The sequence below is a fragment of the uncultured Chloroflexus sp. genome (assembly GCF_937951745.1).
Taxonomy (GTDB): Bacteria; Chloroflexota; Chloroflexia; order Chloroflexales; family Chloroflexaceae; genus Chloroflexus.
The window spans coordinates 1-3,693 of record NZ_CALFBQ010000040.1 but is presented as its reverse complement, the minus strand read 5'-3'; the positions used below and the strand labels follow the sequence as shown (position 1 = coordinate 3,693).

At 58.9% G+C, this 3,693-nt stretch carries 4 protein-coding genes; 2 read left to right on the top strand and 2 right to left on the bottom strand.

Translation table 11 applies throughout. From position 1 onward, the window contains the following. Nucleotides 1–387 precede the first annotated feature (387 nt). Nucleotides 388–1,029, bottom strand: coding sequence for a histidine phosphatase family protein (locus Q1A59_RS10105; RefSeq protein WP_298482312.1), 642 nt, complete (start codon nt 1,027–1,029; stop codon nt 388–390). Between the two features lie 211 nt (nt 1,030–1,240). Between Q1A59_RS10105 and Q1A59_RS10100 the strand changes: the two genes are divergently transcribed. Together Q1A59_RS10100 and Q1A59_RS10095 are read left to right on the top strand one after the other, a co-directional pair. After that, on the top strand, nt 1,241–1,633 hold the full coding sequence (locus tag Q1A59_RS10100) for a diacylglycerol kinase family protein (RefSeq protein ID WP_298482314.1): 393 nt from the start codon (nt 1,241–1,243) through the stop codon (nt 1,631–1,633). Between the two features lie 178 nt (nt 1,634–1,811). Further along, nucleotides 1,812–3,485, top strand: a complete 1,674-nt coding sequence (locus Q1A59_RS10095; RefSeq protein ID WP_299644936.1) for an AarF/ABC1/UbiB kinase family protein — start codon at nt 1,812–1,814, stop codon at nt 3,483–3,485. 64 nt (nt 3,486–3,549) lie between these two features. On the opposite strand, the gene Q1A59_RS10090 is transcribed toward Q1A59_RS10095, so the two are convergent. After that, nucleotides 3,550–3,693, bottom strand: a 144-nt coding sequence (locus Q1A59_RS10090; protein ID WP_299644937.1) for a formyltransferase family protein, incomplete at its 5' end; no start/stop codon positions are given.

Below are 3,693 nucleotides of genomic sequence, written 5' to 3'. Positions count from 1 at the left end.
CGGGGGTGGGGGAGAGCTACCGCCGTCATCTAGGCGCGCCCGCGCAATACCGTAGAGACATTGCCCTGCAACGTCGCTCCTATGCCCCCTTGCAATGACAGGGCCACACCCCCCATGTGGGGGAGGGGCCGGGGGTGGGGGAGAGCTACCGCCGTCATCTAGGCGCGCCCGCGCAATACCGTAGAGACATTGCCCTGCAACGTCGCTCCTATGCCCCCTTGCAATGACAGGGCCACACCCCCCGTGTGGGGGAGGGGCCGGGGGTGGGGGAGAGCTACCGCCGCCACCAAGGCGCGCCCGCGCAATACCGTAGAGACATTGCCCTGCAACGTCTCGTCTCTGCTACACCCATTCCCGTCGCATCTCTGGGTGATCCGCTTCGCATCCCTACAAGGCGTGCTGTTGTTCGCGGGTCGTGGCCAATTGGCCGAGGTGGCATGCCTCGCTCAAGCTAACAAGGTAAGGCAGATCGTCACCGTATTCGATCACGCTGATGCTCGCATTCGTCACCCAAATCCGGTTGATCCGATCCATGTTCATACCGAGCGCGTCGGCCACCAGTATTTTCACAATCACATCATGCGTGCTGATAAGCACCGTCTTGCCGGCGTGCTCGGTATAGATGCGCTCGCGAAAGTCGAGCACCCGCTTGAGCACGTTCGAGAAGCTCTCGCCTCCCGGCATCTGCGAGCGAGTGGGGTGTTGCCGCCATTCGCGCAACCCATCAGCGTATAACTCCATAATTTCGTGCAGATATCTGCCTTCCCAATCGCCGTGGTTAATCTCGAGCAAGGCATCGTCGTAGATCACCTCAAGGCCGGGGTGATGGGCGACGATTGCCTGCGCCGTGTGGGCGGCACGTTGCAGGCGGCTGCTATAGACGACATCGATCTTCTCGTGGCGCAGCCGTTCGCCAAGCGCGGCAGCCTGCATACGGCCTAATTCCGACAGCGGGGCGTCTTGTTGACCTTGATACCGATTGATCCGGTTCCATTCACTCTCGCCGTGACGCACAATAATCAGTCGCATAGTTCACTACCCTAATAATGCAGATCGCGGGCTGGTCGACGAAGTTGTCTATCTTTTTACCATACACGCCCTTCGTCATCGTAATGGGCGGTGGCAAAACGTCACCAACTTCGTCGCCAAATCTCTCAGGATAGACGCGCAGCGCTATTATAGCTGAGGTGGTATCATTCGCGGTGTGAAGTCATACGTATCGTAGAGAGGAATCTTAGCAATGGCGGCGCCAATTGATCGTAGCACTCGCCGTTTTCTGATTGCGTTTCGCTATGCCTTTACTGGGATCGGCCATTTGTTGCGCACCCAACGCAATTTTCAGATTCATCTGCTCATTGGTGCCATCGCAATTACGTTGGGTGTGGTATTGCGGATTGCGCGTTGGGAATGGGTTGCGCTAGCGTTGATAATAGGGATGGTGCTGGCTGCCGAAGGTTTCAATACGGCGATTGAAGCGACAGTTGACTTAGCAACCAGCGAGCGCCATCCGCTGGCTCGCATTGCTAAAGATGTCGCTGCTGGCACGGTCTTGCTTTGCGCATTGACCGCAATTGTGGTGGGTGTGCTTATCTTTGGCCCGCGGTTATGGCTGCTTTGGGTGATTTTGACATAATCAATTTCATTGCTTTAACCTGCTGAAACTAGGGTATACTGAGCTTGTTCGTTGCACGTTCTTGGTCTGGGCAGCGCGATAGCCCGCTGAGCAGAGCCATAAGCAAGAGGTGCGACGGCTTTGCCAAGCCGTTGCTCGAGCGCGGCGGTCTAGCAGGCCGCCGCTACTGGTGCAATCTATGTGGCCACTTGTCCGGCAGGCTCGTCATCTTGGCCGTTACCGTGAAATTACGCAAGTGCTGGTGCATCACGGTTTTGGCTATTTGGTCGATCAGCTTGGTCTTACTGCATTGCTATCTTTGCCGCGCCGCGCAATATTGCGCGCGCCGGCCCCGCCGCCGTTGGGCAGCGCCGAGCGGTTGCGTGAGGCGTTGGTTGAGCTAGGCCCGGCCTTCGTTAAACTGGGCCAAGCGCTCAGTACCCGCCCCGATCTGCTGCCAGCCGACATGGTGGCCGAACTGAGCAAGTTGCAAGATACAGTGCCGCCATTCCCCGGCGCGCAGGCGGTGGCGCTGATCGAAACCACGTTTGGCCAGCCGATCGACCGCTTGTTCGCTTCCTTCGAGCGCGAACCGTTTGCAGCAGCGTCGTTGGGCCAAGTGCATGCGGCAGTCTTGTTCGATGGTACGCCGGTGGTGGTGAAGGTGCAGCGACCCGATATCGCCAATCGCATTCAAACTGATCTGGCGATTTTGGCCGATCTCGCGGCGCTGGCCCAAGAGCGACTGGCATTGGCTGCTCAATATAACCTGAGCGAGATCGTTTGGGAGTTTAGCGCTACCCTGCGCGCCGAACTTGATTATGTGCGTGAGGGGCGCAATGCCGATCGCTTTCGCCAGATGTTCTGCGGCAATCCGCACATCTACATCCCGCGTGTCTACTGGGAATATACCGATACTCGCGTCCTCACCACCGAGCGGATAATCGGCACCAAGTTGAACGATAGGGCAGCGTTGCGCGCCGCCGGGGTTGATTTGTCTCGCTTGGCCCGGGTGAGTGTCGAGATTACACTCGAAGAGATTTTCGGGCATGGCTTTTTCCACAGCGATCCGCATCCGGGCAATTTCTTCGTTATTGATAGCGAGGTGTTGGGCGTAGTCGATTTTGGGCAGGTCGGCACGCTCGATCACGCCACGATGCAAGGGTTACTCTTGATGATGGGGGCGCTGATCAGCCACGATAGCCAAAGCTTGCTGCGCGCGCTCGAACGGCTCGGCGTGATTCCGCGCCGGGCAGCGACGGCAGTGCTGCGCCGCGATCTCGAACGGTTCGTCGATGGGTTCGTCGATCGCCCGTTGGGCCAAATCTCGGCTCGCGAGACCTTTGAAGGCTTGACGGCGCTGTTACGCCGGCATCGGCTGATTATTCCCGGCCCGCTAGCCACCCTGCTGAAGACGATCGTGATGATGGAGGGGTTGGGGATGCAGCTCGATCCTACGCTTAACGTCTTTGATGCGGCGCGCCCATACATTCAGCGCGCCCTGCGCGAGCAGATCACGCCGGTAGCGTTGGGCGCACAAGTGCTAGCCGGTGGGCGTGAGTTGGGTGAGCTGGCGTTTGAGATTCCCGAACAGATTAGTCAGAGCCTGCAACGCCTCAACGAGGGCGAGTTGCACCTACAAACCCGCGAAGTTGAGCTACGGCGGGTCGCCGGTGCATTGATCGGTGCAGCAAACCGCTTGGCGCTGGCGTTGGTCGTGTCGGCGTTTATTCTCGGCGTGGCTATGCTGGTGGTGGCGATGCGGGCCTTTGAATGGTACGGCTGGTTGCCGTGGACATTGTTGTTTTTCGGTGTGGGTGGGGTGGTCACCGGCGGGATCATGTTGACGTTGGCGTTGTTACGGCGGGAGTAGGGGCGCAGCAGGCTGTGCCCCTACTGCGCTACCACGCCCTACTGCGCCCCTACCCCGTCGTGTTTTACCCCCCTAGTAACCGGTTTACGGTGGCCACGATTAACCGCCGTTCCACCGCCTTGATCCGTTCGTGCAACGATTCGACCGTATCGCCGGGCATAACCGGCACCTCGGCACTGGCTAAAATTGGGCCGTCGTCAACCCGCGG

Bases quoted from the DNA above. Each gene is read 5' to 3' on its own strand.
- Q1A59_RS10105 (WP_298482312.1), bottom strand. From the start codon at position 1,029: ATGCGACTGATTATTGTGCGTCACGGCGAGAGTGAATGGAACCGGATC.
- Q1A59_RS10095 (WP_299644936.1), top strand. From the start codon at position 1,812: ATGTGGCCACTTGTCCGGCAGGCTCGTCATCTTGGCCGTTACCGTGAA.
- Q1A59_RS10100 (WP_298482314.1), top strand. From the start codon at position 1,241: ATGGCGGCGCCAATTGATCGTAGCACTCGCCGTTTTCTGATTGCGTTT.